At 73.2% G+C, this 17,314-nt stretch carries 17 protein-coding genes; 6 read left to right on the plus strand and 11 right to left on the minus strand.

The window, feature by feature from the left end; genetic code table 11:
* Positions 1-75: 75 nt before the first annotated feature.
* The 4 genes from AAC944_RS03455 to AAC944_RS03470 form a co-directional block, all read right to left on the minus strand.
* Positions 76-1,239 (minus strand): S8 family peptidase, encoded by a 1,164-nt coding sequence (locus AAC944_RS03455; protein ID WP_030606687.1) that lies wholly within the window; start codon positions 1,237-1,239, stop codon positions 76-78.
* Positions 1,240-1,379: 140 nt separating this feature from the next.
* Positions 1,380-2,282, minus strand: coding sequence for a LysR family transcriptional regulator (locus AAC944_RS03460; RefSeq protein WP_030606685.1), 903 nt, complete (start codon positions 2,280-2,282; stop codon positions 1,380-1,382).
* Between the two features lie 36 nt (positions 2,283-2,318).
* Entirely contained in the window at positions 2,319-4,607 is a 2,289-nt protein-coding gene (locus tag AAC944_RS03465; protein WP_030606684.1) for an FdhF/YdeP family oxidoreductase, read from the minus strand.
* A gap of 206 nt (positions 4,608-4,813) precedes the next feature.
* On the minus strand, positions 4,814-6,331 hold the full coding sequence (locus tag AAC944_RS03470) for an alpha/beta hydrolase family protein (RefSeq protein WP_030606682.1): 1,518 nt from the start codon (positions 6,329-6,331) through the stop codon (positions 4,814-4,816).
* A 166-nt stretch (positions 6,332-6,497) separates the two neighbouring features.
* Between AAC944_RS03470 and AAC944_RS03475 the strand changes: the two genes are divergently transcribed.
* Positions 6,498-7,406, plus strand: coding sequence for a MerR family transcriptional regulator (locus AAC944_RS03475; protein WP_030606680.1), 909 nt, complete (start codon positions 6,498-6,500; stop codon positions 7,404-7,406).
* A 122-nt stretch (positions 7,407-7,528) separates the two neighbouring features.
* Here AAC944_RS03475 and AAC944_RS03480 read toward each other — a convergent pair whose 3' ends face one another.
* Entirely contained in the window at positions 7,529-7,927 is a 399-nt protein-coding gene (locus AAC944_RS03480) for an STAS domain-containing protein (RefSeq protein WP_030606677.1), read from the minus strand.
* 229 nt (positions 7,928-8,156) lie between these two features.
* Here AAC944_RS03480 and AAC944_RS03485 point away from each other — a divergent pair, with 229 nt between their 5' ends.
* Together AAC944_RS03485 and AAC944_RS03490 are read left to right on the plus strand one after the other, a co-directional pair.
* Positions 8,157-8,462 carry a YkvA family protein gene (locus AAC944_RS03485; RefSeq protein ID WP_030606674.1) on the plus strand — a complete coding sequence of 102 codons (306 nt, stop codon included), beginning with the start codon at positions 8,157-8,159 and terminating at the stop codon, positions 8,460-8,462.
* A gap of 281 nt (positions 8,463-8,743) precedes the next feature.
* Positions 8,744-9,010 (plus strand): hypothetical protein, encoded by a 267-nt coding sequence (locus AAC944_RS03490; protein ID WP_368396826.1) that lies wholly within the window; start codon positions 8,744-8,746, stop codon positions 9,008-9,010.
* Between the two features lie 100 nt (positions 9,011-9,110).
* On the opposite strand, the gene AAC944_RS03495 is transcribed toward AAC944_RS03490, so the two are convergent.
* The 5 genes from AAC944_RS03495 to AAC944_RS03515 form a co-directional block, all read right to left on the minus strand.
* Positions 9,111-9,710, minus strand: coding sequence for a carbonic anhydrase (locus AAC944_RS03495; RefSeq protein WP_030606668.1), 600 nt, complete (start codon positions 9,708-9,710; stop codon positions 9,111-9,113).
* A 156-nt stretch (positions 9,711-9,866) separates the two neighbouring features.
* Entirely contained in the window at positions 9,867-11,192 is a 1,326-nt protein-coding gene (locus AAC944_RS03500) for an MFS transporter (protein WP_051871356.1), read from the minus strand.
* 98 nt (positions 11,193-11,290) lie between these two features.
* Positions 11,291-11,809 carry a glycine-rich domain-containing protein gene (locus AAC944_RS03505; protein WP_030606662.1) on the minus strand — a complete coding sequence of 173 codons (519 nt, stop codon included), beginning with the start codon at positions 11,807-11,809 and terminating at the stop codon, positions 11,291-11,293.
* Positions 11,806-13,071: a phenylacetate--CoA ligase family protein gene (locus AAC944_RS03510; RefSeq protein WP_030606659.1), complete on the minus strand. Its 1,266-nt coding sequence runs from the start codon at positions 13,069-13,071 to the stop codon at positions 11,806-11,808. Before AAC944_RS03510 ends, AAC944_RS03505 begins: the two co-directional genes overlap by 4 nt.
* Before the next feature lie 97 nt (positions 13,072-13,168).
* Positions 13,169-13,321: a hypothetical protein gene (locus tag AAC944_RS03515; RefSeq protein WP_181138642.1), complete on the minus strand. Its 153-nt coding sequence runs from the start codon at positions 13,319-13,321 to the stop codon at positions 13,169-13,171.
* Positions 13,322-13,563: 242 nt separating this feature from the next.
* On the opposite strand from AAC944_RS03515, the gene AAC944_RS03520 reads away from it, so the two are divergent.
* Both AAC944_RS03520 and AAC944_RS03525 read left to right on the plus strand, forming a co-directional pair.
* A complete protein-coding gene (locus tag AAC944_RS03520; protein ID WP_030606657.1) occupies positions 13,564-15,108 on the plus strand; it encodes an ATP-dependent DNA ligase in 1,545 nt (514 codons plus the stop codon).
* Entirely contained in the window at positions 15,105-15,572 is a 468-nt protein-coding gene (locus AAC944_RS03525) for an NUDIX hydrolase (RefSeq protein WP_030606653.1), read from the plus strand. The genes AAC944_RS03520 and AAC944_RS03525 overlap by 4 nt, the downstream gene beginning before the upstream one ends.
* A gap of 149 nt (positions 15,573-15,721) precedes the next feature.
* Here AAC944_RS03525 and AAC944_RS03530 read toward each other — a convergent pair whose 3' ends face one another.
* The gene (locus tag AAC944_RS03530) at positions 15,722-16,477 is read right to left on the minus strand and encodes a nucleotidyltransferase domain-containing protein (protein WP_030606651.1); all 756 of its coding nucleotides are present in this window, start codon (positions 16,475-16,477) and stop codon (positions 15,722-15,724) included.
* A 138-nt stretch (positions 16,478-16,615) separates the two neighbouring features.
* On the opposite strand from AAC944_RS03530, the gene AAC944_RS03535 reads away from it, so the two are divergent.
* On the plus strand, positions 16,616-17,149 hold the full coding sequence (locus tag AAC944_RS03535) for a hypothetical protein (RefSeq protein WP_030606648.1): 534 nt from the start codon (positions 16,616-16,618) through the stop codon (positions 17,147-17,149).
* The last annotated feature ends 165 nt before the right edge of the window (positions 17,150-17,314 follow it).

The following is a 17,314-nucleotide window of genomic DNA, read 5'->3' on the forward strand; positions in this document are numbered from 1 at the left end:
CCCGCGGACATCGCGGCCGGAGCCGCCCCTCCCCCGTGGAAGTGGCGGCTCCGGCGCGGCTCTTCAGTCCGAAGGTCAGAGGTCGGACTTGAAGAGCAGGCGGTTCGGGGTACCGCTCGGGTTGCTGATCACGTTGGCCGTGGCATTGGTGATCAGCCAGTTGTTGACGGTCGAGGACGACGCGTCGCCCTTGCTCGACTTGTAGAGGGCGGCCACGCCGGCCACGTGCGGGGAGGCCATCGAGGTGCCGCTCATCTGGGTGGTGCCGCCGCCGAGGCGGGTGGAGGTGATGGAGACGCCGGGCGCGAACAGGTCCGTGCAGCTGCCGTAGTTGCTGAACGACGCCTTGCGGTCGGAGCTGTCCGAGGCCGCGATGCTGATGACTCCCGGAGCACTGGCGGGCGAGGTGTTGCAGGCGTCCGCGTTGTCGTTGCCGGCGGCGACGGAGAGGAAGACACCGGAGTTGTTCAGGGCCGCGGCCGCGTCGTTCACGGCGGAGGAGTAGCCGCCGCCGAGCGAGGCGTTGGCGACGGCGGGCTTCGTGGCGTTGGTACGGACCCAGTCGAAGCCCGCGATGATGCCCGAGTAGGAGCCCGACCCGTTGCAGTCCAGGACGCGGACGCCGCGCAGCGCCACGCCCTTGGCGACGCCGTACGTGGTGCTGCCCACCGTACCTGCCACGTGCGTGCCGTGCCCGTTGCAGTCCTGCCCGTTGCCGCCGAACGCGTCGTACACGTTACGGGCCCGGCCGCCGAAGTCGGGGTGGCCGGCGTCGATGCCGGTGTCGATGATGTACGCGGTGACGCCCGAGCCGTTGCGGTTGTAGGTGTAGGTGCCGCTCAGCGGGCGGTTGCGCTGGTCTATCCGGTCCAGGCCCCAGGTGGCGTTGGACTGCGTGGCGGAGGCGGTGACCTTCTGATCCTCCTCGATGGCCTGGACGGAGGGGTCGCTGCGCAGGTCGGCGAGCTGGTCGGCGGAGAGCTTCGCGGAGAAGCCGTTGAGGACCTTCTTGTAGAGGTGGCGGGTGGTGACGTCCGCTCTGTCGGCCAGGGCTCCGGGTGCCACGCCCGGCTTGAGGGTGACGATGTAGTTGCCCTTGATGACCTTGCTGTCCGGAGCCTGTTCCACGGTCACGAGCCGCGGCGCGGCGTCCTGGCCCGCGGCGGCCGCGGTACCGGCGGCGGGGACGACGGCCGCCGGCAGTGCCAGCAGCAGCGCGGCGAGGTGGGAGCGCTTCATCGAGTGGGGGACCTTTCGTGACGAGGGGGATGCCGTGCCACCCGGCCGGGGGCCGGGCGGGGCGGGACTCACCCTCCGCCTGCCGATCGGTCGAAACAATCCGTAATTCGCTAGGTAGTACTGCTGAGAGGTACCCCTGCTTATTCGAGCGTCGCCGCCACGTCCGTGCGGCGGGCGATGTCGGTCAGCGCGCGGGCCATGACCGAGCCGGGCTCGCGTGCCGTGAGGACCAGACCGATGGCCGCGGTGCGGACCGGTTCCACGAGTGGCACGGCCCGCATGCCGGGCGGCATGTCGAAGACCCGGAGCCAGGCGTGCGGGAGGATGCCGGCCCACCGGCCGGTCCGGACGTGCGCGTACAGGGAGGCGACCGAGTCGGTCTCCACCTGCGGCGCCGCCTGGACCCCGGCCTCGGCGAACATCTCGTCGAGCACCCGCCGCCCCTGCATCCCCGTGCTGAGCAGACACAGCGGGAGGGCGGCGGCCGCCGCCCAGGACACCGTGTCCGAGGCCGCCGGCGGGTGCGCCGCGCCGGTGAGCAGCACGTACCGCTCCCGGTAGAGCGGCACGGTGCGGAACTGGTCCGAGAGGGCGTCGCCCAGGTACGTGATGCCGGCGTCGAGCTCGAAGTTCTCCAGCCGGCCCAGGATGTCGCTGGAGCGGAGGTCCGAGGCGATGCGCACGTCGACCAGCGGGTGCGCCGCGCAGAACGGCTCGACGAGGAGGGCAACGGCGGCCGAGGCGGTGGGGACGCAGCCGATCCGCAGTTCGCCGCTCAGCCCCGTGCGCAGCGCCTGCACCTCGGACGTCAGCGCGTCGCGGTCCGCCAGTATGCGCTGCGCCCACAGCACGACCCGCTCGCCTTCGGGGGTGAGCCCCTCGTACTTGCGGCCGCGGCGGATCAGCGGGACGTCGAGCTCCTCCTCCAGTTTGCGGATCGCCTCCGACAGGGCGGGCTGGGAGACGTAGCAGGACTGCGCGGCGCGCGCGAAGTGGCGTTCGCGCGAGAGGGCGACCAGATATTCGAGCTGGCGGAAGAGCACCGCACCGGTCTACCTCAGCCAGGGCCGAAGCACCAATCAGGCCCCGGTCGGCTCCAGGCGTACCACCACGCTCTTCGACGTCGGTGTGTTGCTGAGGTCGGCCACGCTGTCCAGCGGGACCAGGACGTTGGTCTCCGGGTAGTAGGCGGCGGCGGAACCCGGCGTGGTCGGGTACGGGATCACCCGGAACGCGGGCGCGCGCCGCTCGGCACCGTCCCGCCAGACGCTCACCAGGTCCACCTCGTCGCGGTCGGCCAGGCCCAGGGCCGCCAGGTCGGCGGGGTTGACGAGGACGACGCGGCGGGCGTTGTGGATGCCCCGGTAGCGGTCGTTCATGGCGTACGGGACGGTGTTCCACTGGTCGTGGGAGCGGAGCGTCTGGAGCAGCAGGTGGCCCTCCGGTACCTCCGGCGCCTCGAAGGCGTTGCGGGTGAAGACGGCCTTGCCGCTGGGGGTGGGGAAGACGCCCTCGTTCACCGGGTTCGGCAGCCGGAAGCCGCCGGGCCGGGCGACGCGGGCGTTGAAGTCGTGGAAGCCGGGGACGACACGGGAGATCCGGTCGCGGATGGTGCCGTAGTCCCGCTCGAACTCCTCCCAGGGGATGTCCGGATGCTCGCCGAGGGTGCGGCGGGCCAGCCGGCCGATGATGGCGACCTCGCTGAGCAGGTGCTCGGAGGCCGGTGCGAGCCGCCCGCGGGAGGCGTGCACCTCGCTCATGGAGTCCTCGACCGTGACGAACTGCTCGACGCCGCCCTGGATGTCGCGGTCGCTGCGGCCGAGCGTCGGCAGGATGAGCGCCGTCTCACCGCAGACGGTGTGGGAGCGGTTCAGCTTGGTGGAGATGTGCGCGGTGAGCCGGCAGTTGCGCATGGCCCGCTCGGTGACGTCGCTGTCAGGGGTGGCGCGGACGAAGTTGCCGGCGACGCCGAGGAAGAACGTCGCGCGGCCGTCCCGCATGGCCCGGATCGCGTCCACCGAGTCCAGCCCGTGGTGCTGTGGCGGGGTGAAGCCGAATTCCCGCTCCAGCGCGTCCAGGAAGGACTGCGGCATCTTCTCCCAGATGCCCATGGTGCGGTCGCCCTGCACGTTGCTGTGGCCGCGTACCGGGCAGACGCCCGCGCCGGGGCGGCCGATGTTGCCGCGGAGCAGCAGGAAGTTCACCACCTCGCGGATGGTGGGCACGCCGTGCTTGTGCTGGGTGAGTCCCATCGCCCAGCAGACGATGACCTTCTTGCTGCCCAGGACGTCCGCGTGGACCCGGTCGATCTCCTCGCGGGTCAGTCCGGTGGCGTCGAGGACGTCGGTCCAGGACACCTTGCGTGCCTGCGCGGCGAAGTCGGCGAAGCCGGTGGTGTGCGTCTCGATGAAGTCGTGGTCGAGCACGGTGCCCGGCGCGGCGTCCTCGGCCTCCAGGAGCAGCCGGTTGAGGCCCTGGAAGAGGGCGAGATCGCCGCCGGGGCGGATCTGCAGGAACCGGTCGGCGATCTCGGTGCCGCGGCCGATCACCCCGCGGGCCTTCTGCGGGTGCTTGAACCGCAGCAGGCCCGCTTCGGGCAGCGGGTTCACGGCGATGACGCGCCCGCCGTTGCGCTTGGTCTCCTCCAGCGCGGAGAGCATCCGCGGGTGGTTGGTGCCCGGGTTCTGCCCGACGACGAAGACCAGGTCGGCGTCGTAGAGGTCCTGCAGGCCGACGCTGCCCTTGCCGATGCCCAGCGTCTCGTTGAGCGCGGTGCCGCTGGACTCGTGGCACATGTTGGAGCAGTCCGGCAGGTTGTTGGTGCCGAAGGCGCGGACGAACAGCTGGAGGAGGAACGCCGCCTCGTTGTTCAGCCGGCCCGAGGTGTAGAAGAGCGCTTCGTCGGGCGAGTCCAGGGCGCGCAGTTCCGTGGCCAGGAGGTCGAAGGCCGCGTCCCAGCCGATCGGTTCGTAGTGGTCGGCGCCGGGCCGCTTGACCATGGGTTCGGTGAGGCGGCCCTGCTGGTTGAGCCAGTAGTCGGACTTGCCGGCCAGTTCGGAGACCGGGTGCTGCCGGAAGAAGTCGCGGGTGATCCGGCGGGAGGTCGCCTCGTCGGCGATGTGCTTGGCGCCGTTCTCGCAGTACTCGTTCGTGTGGCGCTTCCCCGGCCCGGGCTCCGGCCAGGCGCAGCCCGGGCAGTCGAACCCCTTGACCTGGTTGATGTTCAGCAGGGTCAGCGCCGTCCGGCGGACGGAGGTCTGGCCGAGGGAGTACTTCAGTGCGTGCGCCACGGCCGGCGCCCCGGTCGCCCACGTCTTGGGCGGGGTGACCGCCAGCCCCTCGTCCGTCGGGTCCTCGTCGGAACTCATGGCCTGACCTCACCTTTCCCTGCCCGGGTACGTCCGCGTACCACTTCGACGCCGGCCCGCACCGCGCCCGTACGGGAGAGCGGCGGCCCGACCCGATCAGCTTCCGGCAGAGCCCGGGAGGCGTCAAAGACGGCTTGGTTATCGGCGGATAGGCCGCGCTTATCGACGGGCCGCGGGCGGACCCGGACAGGTACCGGCAGTGGCGTTCAGCTCCGCAGGTGCCCCAGTACGGAACGGACCGCGTGGCGGACGGCGTCTCGCGCCTGCTCGGTGTGGTCGAGCGTCTCGAACCCGTGGTGGCCGTCCGGTACGTCGATCACCTCGACATCGGCCCCGCACTCCTCGGCGGCGGTCAGGAACGCCTCGACCGTGACCGCGATCTCGGCGACCTCCAGTCCCACCCGCGTCAGCACGACGGGCAGCCGGCCCGCCGAGCGCACCGCGTCCGCCGGGCGGAACCGGGGCCCGGACAGCCCCCAGCTCGGCGGCGGCAGCAGGATCGGGTAGGTCGCCGCCACGCACCGCAGCCACGGCGGGGGCGCCGCGAGCCAGTCAGCGGACAGCGGCCCGCCGCCGGAGAAGAACCACAGCGCGACGCGGTCCCCGTCGACGCGCGGATCGGCACGTACGAGGGCGACGGCCTCGGCGACGTCCTCGGCGGCCCGTTCGTAGTCGGTGAGGTCGTGCAGCCGGTGGTCCACCGTCACACCCACCGCTCCGAGCTGCGCCACGTACCGGCCGTAGCCGGTGAACGCCGGCCAGTCCCGTGGCGTCGGCCGCGCTCCGGCGGGGACCGGGCCGCCGTGGACGAACACCACGGCGGGCCGGGGGCCGTCGGCGTCCGGCAGGTAGAGGTCGACCCGCCCCACCCGCTCACGCGGCCGTTCCGGCACGTCGAGGAGGAACGCCCGGAGGTGGCCGGGCCGCTCGCCGCCCGGCGCCGACAGCCGGTACCCCTCCCCGGCGGCGGCCCGGAGCAGTACACCGGTCAGTTCGCCGGGGACGGAGAGCATCGGCCAGTGTCCGGTGTCCAGTTCGAAGAAGGTCACCCGGGGATCGACCAGCGCCAGGAAGCGGGGGTCACCGAGCCTCAGCACCGTCTCCACCATGCCGATGCTCGACCCGTTGGCGGTGCACAGGACGCCGGTCGTCGGCAGTGCGGCGACCGCCTCCGGCAGCCGGAGCGGCTGGGTGAGGGTGCGCACGGGCTGCGGTGCGGCGCGTTCGGAGAGGCGGGCCAGCGCGGCCTCGGGGACGCCCGCGACGCTGCCCCAGCGGTGCCACTCGCCGGGCGGTGGCGGCGGGACCCGCCAGCCGTCCCCGGTCCGCCCGACCGGCCCGGCGTCCTGCGCCAGCCGGTCGCGGACCGCCTGGTCGGGTACCAGCTTGAGGGCGGGGTCACCGTCCTGGGGCAGGCCCGCGTCGAGGTGGACGATCCGGGCGATCCGTTCCGGGCGGCGGCCGGCGGCGCCCAGTACGGGGTGGATGCCGTAGCAGTGGCCGACGAGCACCACCTCGGGGGCTTCCACCTGGTCGATCAGCTCCACCACGTCCTCGATGTGTGTGTCCAGGTCCGTGTTCGGCCCCGCCAGGTGGCGGCGGTCGCCCATGCCGGTCAGCGTCACCGGATGGACCTCGGCCCCCGACTCCCGCAGCCGGCCGGCCACTTCCTCCCATACCCAGTCGCCGGTGTGTGCGCCCGACACCAGGATGAATGCCGTCATGTTGGTCTCCTCGCATACCGTGCGTCCGCGAGACCGCCCCCGTAGGCCGTCCGCGCTCGCGGGTACCGTAGGAACTCCCCCTGAGGGAGGTTCAACCGTGACCGCTGAGTCGTCCGAGTCCTTCGAGGTCCCCGCACGGGCCGTGCCGCCCGGTGCGGCCGACGGCATGTGGAGCATCGGCGAGCTGGCGGAGCACGCGGGCGTCACCGTCAAGACCGTCCGCTTCTACTCCGACCGCGGCCTGCTGCCCGAGGCGGCCCGCAGCGCCGGGGGCCATCGCCGGTACGGCCCCGAGGCGCTCGACCGGCTCCGGCTCATCCGCTCCCTGCGCACCCTCGACCTGCCCGTCCCGGACGTCGGCCGGGTGCTGGACCGGGAGGACGCGCTGGAGGACGTCATCGCGGGGCAGCTCCGGGAGCTCGGCTCGCGCATGGCCGCCCTGCGCTGGCGCGAGGCCGCCCTGCACCTGCTGCGGGACTGCGCCCCGGAGGAGCGGGCCGACCGGCTGCGGCTGATCGGCGCGGTGACGGCACCGCCCGACACGGCCGCGCTGGCCCGCTTCTGGCGGCGCTGGCTGCCCCCGCGGCTCCCGGCCCGGCTGACTTCCGCGATCCTCGAGCACGCGGTGCCACAGCCCCCGGCGGACCCGACGCCGGACCAGGTACTGGCCTTCGCCCGGCTGCACGCCTTCGTGTCCGGTCCCTGCCCCCGCACCGGCACCGCGCACTGGCAGCCCGCGGCGCACCGCCCCGACGAGGGCTACCGCCCGGCCGTCCTCTACGAAGGGCTCATCGAGGCGTACGGGCTGGCCGCCGCCGACATCCGGGGGCAGCGGGCGCCCTACGAGGGCGAGGCGCTGGACTGCTTCGTCGACGCCTACGCCCGCTCTTGCGGCACACGGGACACGCCGGCCTTCCGCCGCGTACTCAGCGGACAGCTCGCCGCCGATCCCCGTATCGACCACTACTGGCAGCTCGTGGCGGAGCTGACCGGCCCGGCCGCGCCGACTCCGGGCGCCACCCATGACTGGCTCCACGCCGCGCTGGACGCCAGGAGCACCCGGCCGGCCGCCTGACCGGCAGGGACCATGCGGTGGCCGGCGGTGCCTCAGGAGCGGCGGCCCCCCTGCGTCAAGGAACTCGCCCACGCCGAAGGGCAGCCCGCACCTGTGCCTGGGCAGCCTGCCGGCCCGGGCCGCTAGCGCGTGGCCACGGGCGGCCAGGTGGGGCGGTACGCCTCGGGGAGGGCGGCGAGGGCCTTGCTGACCGTGGCGTGGAGGGGGAAGAGCTGGTCGCTGCCGGTGTGGGCGAGCAGGTCGGAGAGGCGGCGGCCGGCGCAGGCGAGCAGCAGGGTGCCCTCCCGGCGGCGCAGGAGCCAGTGCAGCGCGAGCAGGCAGTTCAGCCCGCGGGAGTCACAGAACGTGAGCGCTGCCACGTCCAGGACGAGGTAGCGGTAGCCGTCGGCGAGCACGGCCCCGGTGCTGGACAGGAACGCCGCCTCGGAGGCATGGTCGAGTTCTCCGCTGACGCGCAGCACGGCGCATGCATCGGAGTCGGTGAGAACAGTGACGGCCAGCCGTCCTGTACCCGTGGACATCGCACCTCCGGTCACCTGTCGCACGGACACCCCACGGGTTGGTTACCAGACGGTAGCCGCGCTCGTCGGCCCCGGGCCGTGAATTACAGGCAGTGAACTACGGGCATGTGATACAAGCCGAGTGTCGCACACGGACGGATACATGTCGGAAATGTCGTTGACCCCGGTACCGTCGACAACGGGCCCGCCCGACACCCGGACGGGTGGCGAAGCGGTGAGGGGTGACATGATGAACGACGCACTGTGGGTCGTCGTGGTGGTGGCCGGAGTCCTGCTCCTGCTGACCCTGGCGGTGGCCGTCGTGCTCCTCGTGAAGACCGTGGCCACCCGCCGCCGCCTGAAGGCCGCCGGCCTGCCGATGAACGAGTTCGCGTTCTGGGGCGCGCTCCTCTACCTGCTCTCCCCCGTCGACCTTCTCCCGGACCCGGTGTACCTCGACGACATCGGCGTCCTCCTGCTCGCGCTGCGCTCACTGCGCACCGCGGCCCCCGCCGGCCTCCGGAAATCGCCCACCGACCCGGAACTCCGGGGGTGATTCGGCCGACCTCCGCCTCGTACCCCGGGGCCCGCCGGTCCCCTGCCGCTCCTCCCACCCCGTCGGCGGCTCACGGCGGCCCGCCCTGCCACAGCGGTCGCCTGCGGCGGGCGGGCTACTGGCCGACAGCGCTCCCGTACGGACGGCCGGCGGCCGCCCGGCGTTCCGGTGCCCGGCGCCCGGGTACGCGTGCGCCGCACCCGGCACCCGCCGGGCGACCCACGTGAGAAGGCAGGCGCATCATGACCGCAGCCTCATCCCCCGGGTACTCGGAATCCGGCATGCCGCGAAGTACCTACACCGCGGCGCGGCCGAGCAGTACCGAGACCAAACCGTCCTTCAAGACCACCGAGTTCTTCGTCTACGTGGCCGCCGTGGTGGCCGTTCTCATCGCCTCCGCCGTGGTGGGCAGCGGCGCCGGCGTCGTGGACCGCTTCCCCGCCGACCAGGCATGGCTGTACGTCACCCTGCTCAGCATCGGCTACCTGCTCAGCCGGGGCCTGGCGAAGAGCGGCAGCCGCGAACCCACCGACCGGGCAGGCGGCTGACGCAGGGACGATGTCCCGCAGGGCGGTCGCGCGGGGAGCGTGACCGGGCGACGGGCGGAGCCCCGGGACAGCACCGGCCCGGGGCTCCGCCCGCCTGGTCTCAGACCGGCAGGAAGGTGTCGGTGGCCGCGTCGTGCGCCGTCACCAGGCCGGTGTGCACCTCGTAGAACCAGCCGTGCAGCGTCACCTCGCCGGCGTCCAGCCGCTCACGGACACAGGGGTACGCGCGCAGCCGCTCGACCTGCTCGCACACATGGCGCTGGACGGCGCCGGCGACCGCGGGGGTGTCGTCCTTCGGCAGCTCGGAGGAGAACTCCTGGGCGAGCCAGTCCCGTACGGCGGGCGCGTCGTTCAGGTCCTCGGCACGCGCCCGCGCGCCCACCGCACCGCAGTGGGAGTGGCCGCACACCACGATGTCGGACACCTTCAGCACCCGCATCGCGTACTCGATGGTCGCCGCCTCCGAGCAGGCCATTCCCTCGTGGAAAGCGGGGACGGCGTTGCCTGCGGTGCGCAGTTCGAAGAGCTCGCCGGGCCGGGCTCCGGTGAACAGGGACGGCACGACCCTGGAGTCGGAGCAGGTGATGAACAGGGCGAGCGGCGACTGGCCTTCGGCGAGGCGGCTGAAGATCTCCCGTTCCTCAGGTCGTTCGGCGATACGGGCGTTGAAGTTGCGGGCCTGCTGGATGAAGGACTCCACGGGAGATGTCTCCTGTTGGTGAGGGTGCCACTGAGGGATGTGGCGGGAGCGGATTGCACGGGCAGTGGTCGTCGATGCGGTGTCCGTGCCGGCCGGCAGCGGTACCGCGGGGTGGTGCGGCGCGTGCGGGCGGCGGCCTCGGCGCGCGGATGGGGATCATGCAGCGGTCTCTCCGGATTCGCTGCGGGAGGCGTGCGGGGCGGCACGGCGCCGGGCACCGGTCGCGGCACCGGACCGCCGCGCGGTCAGTGCCGTCACGGGAACGATCGCCAGCGCCAGCACCCCGCCCGCGAGGGCCAGTACCGGGAAGCCGCCCGCCATCACGACCAGGCCCGAGGACATGCCGCCGGTGGCCCCGGCGATGGCGAGGCCCACGTCCAGCAGCCCTTGCGTACGGGCCCGGGTGGCAGCCGGCAGCGCGTCGGTGACCAGGGCGGTACCGCTGATCAGGCCGAAGTTCCAGCCGATGCCGAGCAGCACGAGGGCGGTGGCGAGGGCCGGCACGGAGTGGACCGGCGCCAGGGCGGCGACGGCGCCGGCGGCGAACAGCGTCACCCCGGACGCGGCGGCGACCGCCGGCCGGCCGACGCGGTCCACGAGCAGCCCGGTCAGCGGGGAGGGCAGGAACATCGCCCCGACATGGAGGGCGATGACCAGCCCGGCGTCGCCGGTGCTGTGGCCGTGCGCGAGCATGTGGACCGGCGTCATGGTCATGATCGCGATCATGGCGAGCTGGCCGAGCACCATGACGGACGTACCGGTGAGGAGAGCGCGCCGGTCGGGGCGGGCGTCACGCGCGCCGGCCGCCTCGGCACCGCCGGCCTCCGCCGTGCTCCGTGCCTCCTCGGCCTCGGACCGGCTCCGCGCCCCGGCTCCGGACCCGGCTTCCGCCTCCGCCTCGGCCAGGGTGCGCGCCAGGCGGAGGGGGTCGGGGCGCAGCAGGGCGGCCAGCAGGAGCGCGGCCGCCGTGAAGGCGAGGGCGGCCAGCCCGAACGGGCCCGCCAGCCGGGGGATGCCCCAGGCGTGCGCGGCCTCGCCCGTGACGCTCACGAGCAGCGGTCCGGCCACCGCGCCGAGCGTGGTGGCCATCAGTACCGTGCTCACGGCGCGGCCGCGCCGCTCGGGCGCCGCCAGGTCCGCGCCCGCGTACCGGGCCATCAGGTTCGTCGCCGTGCCCGCCCCGTAGACCGTGAGCGAGACGAAGAGCAGTGGTGCGCTGCCGGTCGCGGCGGCCAGGACCACGCCGAGGCTGCCGAGCGCGCCGCCGGCGTAGCCCAGTGCGAGGCCGGGGCGCCGGCCCCACCGCTGGGACAGCCGCCCGATGCCCACGGCGCCCAGCGCCGAGCCGGCGGTGAACAGGGCGCTGGGCAGGCCGGCCAGGCCCGTGGTCCCGAGCATGTCCTCGGCGAGCAGCGCGCCGACGGTGATGCCCGCCGCCAGCCCCGCACCGCTGAGCACCTGGGAGACCACGAGGACGGTCAGTACGCGTCGCTGTGCGGCGGCGACGGACGTCGCGGGGACGGCCGTGGCCGCGGGGAGCCGCGGGCCCTGGGCGGCGGGCACCGCCGGGGTCCGTCCGGTCACGCGCCGTCCCCTCGCACGGGCTCCAGCGCGGAGATCTCCGCCAGCGGCATGCCCAGCTGGTCGTGGAGGAACCGGACGATGGTCCAGTGCGGCAGCGCGCCCTCGTCGAAGGGGCCGAACTCCTTGCAGTACAGCGGTATCCAGCGCAGCGCCTCTTCGATCGCCTGCTCGCGTCCGGGCTCCTGCTGGTACTCCTCGTACCCGATGCTGCGGTGCTCGATGAAGAACTTCCCCGGCAGGCGCTCCTCGCACAGGAAGCGGTACTCGCGCGTCTGCAGGATGAGGTAGTGCCAGAACTCGTCGATCTCCTGCTCGACGGGGAGGAAGAGCCCGCTGAGCTGCTCGGGGTACTTGGAGATCAGGTAGAGGTAGCGCAGGCATTCCAGCGCCTGCCGCTCGGTGTACTCGCGGGGCGCTTCGCTGCCGGCCGCGAAGTGCCCGACCAGCTCCGCGTGGAGTGCGGGGCCGAGCAGCGTCGTGAGGTCGTCCGCCGTCACGAACGTCTTCGTGGTCATGGTCCCTCTCCCTTTCCGTCCCGGTCGAGCCAGGCGTACTTACCCGACTTTCCGATGGCGATGTGTGCGCGGTGGTCGAGTACGCAGCGGCGGCCTGTCAGTTCGCGCACGCCCCGTCCCAGGGCGGCCACCTGTGCTGATGCGAGGGGCTTGCCGTCGAAGGTGGTGTAGGCGAGCACGGCCTCGGCGGGGCTGAGGACCCGCAGCTGGGGGACGAAGACGCGGGGCGAGACGGAACCGACGAGGGCGTCCAGGTCGCCTTGCGCCACCGGCCCGGCGGGGGAATCCAGCAGTTCCTTCTCCCGGCCGCAGAACTGCGTGATGCGCGCCGGGTCGGGAGTGCCGTCGGCCGTGCGGACGCAGTCGCCGGAGCGGTAGCGGACCAGCGGCATGTGCGGGTTGCGGACGCTGGTGACGATGAGGTGGAAGAGCCCGCTGCCCTCGGTGACCGGCGCGAGTTCGACGCTCATGTCGTCGAGGAAGGGGTGGTAGCGGCCGCGGCGGTCGCTGTAGAAGAGGTAGCCCAGTTCCGTGCTGCCGAACAGGTCGATGATCGGGCACGCGAAGTGCTGCTGGAGATACCGCCGCACGTTGACCGGGGTGTACTCGTAGGCGTGGATGATGCTCGCCGGCGGCGAGAAGGCGTCCCACAGCCCCCAGGTGCCGATCTTCTGGAGCAGGTGCGCCAGGTGGTAGCTGGAGCAGTCCAGGTGGTACCACCCGCGCGGATGCGCCTGCCGGGCCTCTGCCATCTCGGCGAGCATCCGCTCGACGTCGGCGCGCTCCCAGAGCGCGGGGTCGAGGCGGGTGTTGAGGTAGAAGGTGCGGGCGTCGAGGCGGCGGTCCTCGGGTCGCGGGTCGGGCCGCGGCTCCTCGCCGCGCTTCTTGGCGTTCACCCTGGCCACGTGCTCCGTGGCGAGCACCGTCGTGAGCGAGACGCGCCGGCAGCCCGCCTCCCAGGTCTCCTTGATGTCCGGGTGCTCGCTCCACAGCCGGTAGTAGGACTTGAGGAGGAAGTACGGGGGCCGGATGATCTGCATCCGGGCGTGGTTGGTGCCCGTGGAGAGCACGAATTCCGCCTCGCCGGCTTCGAGGGCGGCCGCGAGCGCGGGCGTCATCCAGTTGTCCGGGAAGCCGCGCGCGATCTCGGCCTTCTCCAGTACGGGGAAGTGGCCGCGCGCCAGCGCGTCACGGTAGATGGGGATGTCCTTGACGCGCGCGATGACCTCGGCCGTCGGCTGACCGTCCGGGGAAACCTTCAAGGGAACCTCAACAGTGCTCGTGGGCCGGCTCACGGGGCCGGCCGGCAGCGGGGGTGCGCCGCTGCGGACCGGCCCCGGAGCACCGGGCGGCGACGGGTCAGGAGATACAGCCGGTCTTCGTCGCGCTGATGCAGCCGGACTTCGGGGACGCGCTGATGCAGCCGTCCTTGTCCGCCTTCTGCGCCGAGTTGGCGGCGACCCAGCCCTGCCAGACGTCGTCCTGGGCCATCTTCTTGATGAGCTGTTCCATGCAAGCCTCCGAGAGGTGGAGAGTGAGCTGGACATGCGGCGCTGACGTGCGCTTTTGCCGCACCGCTTGAAGGTAAAAGGTTCACCAAGCAGATGTCAATGAATGGCAATCTCTGTGGATGACGAAGGGGCCGGGCGCGCCAACTTTTGGCGGGATCACGTCGTGACAGCCGCCCGGCTCGGCCGACATGCCCGGTGTCCGGCCCGGAGGCGTGGCAGGGCCGGGCGAGGCACGATGGCCGTATGCTGCTGGCCCACCTTGCCCGCGTGTCCCAAGAAGTCGCCTCGACCTCCGCGCGCTCCAAGAAGGTCGCGCTGCTGGCCGAACTGTTCCGGGACGCCGCGCCCGAGGACGTACCGGTCGTCATCCCCTACCTCGCCGGACGGCTGCCCCAGGGGCGCATCGGCATCGGCTGGAGCGCCCTGCGCGACCCGGCTCCCCCGGCCGCCGGCGCCACGCTCACCGTAGGCGGCGTCGACGCGGCACTGACCGGGCTCGCCCAGGTCTCGGGAGCAGGCTCACAGACCGAGCGCCGGCGGCTGGTGCAGGAACTGCTGGGCGCGGCCACCGAGCCGGAACAGGGATTCCTCATCGGCCTGCTGACCGGCGAGGTACGCCAGGGGGCGCTGGACGCGCTCGCCGTCGAAGGGCTCGCGGCGGCGACGGACGCACCGGCGGCGGACGTCCGGCGGGCCGTGATGCTCGGCGGCCTCCAGGACGTGGCCCGGGCGCTGCTGGCCGACGGGCCGCCCGCGCTGGCCCGGTTCCGGCTCACCGTCGGGCGCCCCGTCGGGCCGATGCTCGCCCACAGCGCGAAGTCGCCGGCCGAAGCCGTCGCCAAGCTCGGTGCCTGCGCCGTGGAGGAGAAGCTCGACGGCATCCGCGTACAGGTGCACCGCGACGGCGACGACGTACGCGTCCACACCCGCACCCTGGACGACGTCACCGACCGGCTCCCCGAGGTGACCGAGGCCGCGCTCGCGCTCCCGGCCTCCCGGTGCGTGCTCGACGGCGAGGTGATCGCGCTGGACGCCGACGGCCGGCCGCTGCCCTTCCAGCGCACCGCCGGGCGCTTCGGCTCCCGCGTGGACGTGGCCGCCGCGCAGGCCGCGCTGCCGCTGTCACCGGTCTTCTTCGACGTGCTGTACGCCGACGGCCGGGACCTGATGGACCTGCCCTTCGAGGAGCGCCACGCGGAGCTGGCCCGGATCGTGCCGGAGCCGATGCGGGTCCGCCGGGTCGTGGTCCGGGAGCCGGACGACACGGAGGCCCTGGAGGCGGTGGAGGACTTCTGGGCCGCGACGCTGCGCCGCGGCCACGAAGGCGTCGTGGTCAAGGGGCTCGCCGCGCCCTACAGCGCGGGGCGGCGCGGCGCCTCCTGGCTCAAGGTGAAGCCCGTGCACACCCTCGACCTGGTCGTCCTGGCGGCGGAGTGGGGGCACGGCCGCCGCGCCGGGAAGCTGTCCAACCTGCACCTCGGCGCCCGTGGGGACGACGGCTCGTTCGTCATGCTCGGCAAGACCTTCAAGGGCCTCACCGACGCCACGCTGGCCTGGCAGACCGAGCGGCTGCGGGAACTCGCCGTGGACGAGACCGGCTCCGTCGTGACCGTACGTCCCGAACTCGTCGTGGAGATCGCCTACGACGGCCTCCAGACCTCCTCCCGCTACCCTGCCGGTGTCACCCTGCGGTTCGCCCGGGTGGTGCGGTACCGGGAGGACAAGACCCCCGAGGAGGCCGACACGGTGAAGAGCGTTCTCGCGGCACACGGTGTGCCGGGACCATGACGGGGAAACGGAGCGCCGGCCTCCTGCTGTACCGCCGTGGCGACACCGGGGTGGAGGTGCTGCTGGCACACATGGGCGGGCCGCTGTGGGCCCGCCGTACGGCAGGCGCGTGGACGGTGCCCAAGGGCGAGTACGTCCCGCCGGAGGAGCCGCTGGCCGCCGCCCGGCGCGAGTTCGAGGAGGAACTGGGCCTGCCGCCCCCGGAGGGGCCGTACGTCCCTCTCGGCGAGGTCCGTCAGTCGGGCGGCAAGACGGTCACCGCCTGGGCCGCCGAGGCCGACCTCGACCCCGGCGCGATCGTGCCGGGCACCTTCGAGACGGAGTGGCCCAGGGGCTCCGGCACCGTCCGCTCCTTCCCCGAGATCGACCGCGTGGCGTGGTACGGCCCGGACCGGGCCAGGGAACTGCTCATCGCGGCCCAGCGCGCCTTCGTGGACCGCCTCCTCCTCCACCTGAGCGCATAGCCCGTACGCCGCTCGGAGCCTGTGTCTCGAGGAGCTGCCAGGGCGTTTCGGCAACGCCGCGAGGATGGGGTCTCCCCTGCTCGAGCGAAGCCGAGCGCTGGGGGAAGTGCCAGGCGGCGGGCGTCCGGCCGGGGTGCTGACACCGGCTCTCAGGCCGCCGCGAACAGGGTCTCCGCCTCCGCGACGGCGCGGGCCAGCTGCTGCGGGTCCGGGCGCAGTCCGGCGAGGACCGTGTCCAGGCCGCGCAGCCCCGCGCGCTGCAGCAGCCGCTTCTCGTTGGTGACCCACTCGCCGCGTGCCGCGAGGACCGCGTGCGCGGTTTCCATGGCCGCCGTGGCGAGGGCACCGGCGACCTCGGTGACCTGGCCGCGCGGGGCGTAGGCGCCCTTGGCGTAGCGGAGCGTGAGTTCCGCCCTCCCGCGCCACACCGCCGGCGCCGCCGCGCGCAGCGGCTCCGGGAAGGCGGGGCGGGGCAGTTCGCCGCGGAGCACCTGGTTGACGGCCAGCTCGGCCACCACCAGGTAGCTGGGGATGCCCGCGAGATGGAACATCAGCGGCTCCCAGTGGAACCGCCCCTGCCCGGCCTCGGCGAGCTCGTGCTCGACGACGTCGAGGTCGCGGTAGTGGACGTCGACGTGCCGGCCGTCGACGGTGAGCCAGGCGCCGCCGTTGAAGACGCCGCCGCCCCAGTCGCCGATCTCCGAGACCTCGCCCTCCCAGCCGACGGCGCGCAGGTCCGCCGGGTCGAAGGCGCCGCGGTAGTAGACGGCGAAGTCCCAGTCGCTGTCCGGCGCGTGGGTGCCCTGGGCCCGGGAGCCGCCGAGGGTGACGGCGTGCACGGCGGGCAGGGCGGCGAGCCGGTCGGCGACGTGGTGCGGGAACGCCTGGTCGGTGAGCACAGCCATGGGGTTGCCGTTTCGTGTGCGGATCGGGAGCGGGTGTGACGGGCGGGAGCCGGGGCGTCCGGGTGGCGCCGGCGCCTGAAGGGGACTCCCGCTCACGGACCGAGGATAGGCGCGGTACCCACGGGTACTCGTGGCCGCATGACGAAACGCGCCGAAACCCCTTCCGTGCCGCGCGCCCCGCGAAGTGACCGGCTCGCGCTGCTCGGTGTGTACCTCAACGACCACCTGGCCGGGGCGATGTTCGGTACGGAGCTGGCGCGCCGGCTGGCCCGGAGCCCGGCGGACCCCGCGACCGGGGAGACGCTCAAGGCGCTGGCCACCGAGATCGCGGCGGACCGGGCGGCCCTGCTGCGCATCATGAAGGACCTCGGCATCCGCGCCCGGGGCTACAAGGCCGGTGCGGGCTGGGCCGCCGAGAAGATCGGCCGGCTCAAGACCAACCGCCGGCTGCTGTCCCGCTCGCCGCTCAGCCCGCTCCTCGAGCTGGAGGTGCTCAGGCTGGGTGTGGAGGGCAAGGCGGCGGGCTGGCGGACGCTGCGTGAGCTGGCGGAGGCCGACGACCGGCTGGACGCCGCCCGGCTCGACGACCTCCTGGAACGCGCGGACCGGCAGTCCGGGACCCTGGAGCGGCTGCGCGTGGAACAGGCCGCCCGGAGTTTCGGTACGGCCTGACGGCGGCTCGCCGGACGGGGGACGAGTGCGGGCGGGCGGGCCGGCCCGGTGCTTGGCCCATTTGCGTTGTGCTGCGGGGCGGAACCGGCCCACTCGGCGATTCGCCGCCGTGAGCGGGGGTACCCCGGCCATCCTCGGACCCATCCCAACGGCCGGGAGGCCCCC

The sequence above is a fragment of the Streptomyces sclerotialus genome, assembly GCF_040907265.1.
Classification (GTDB): Bacteria; Actinomycetota; Actinomycetes; order Streptomycetales; family Streptomycetaceae; genus Streptomyces; species Streptomyces sclerotialus.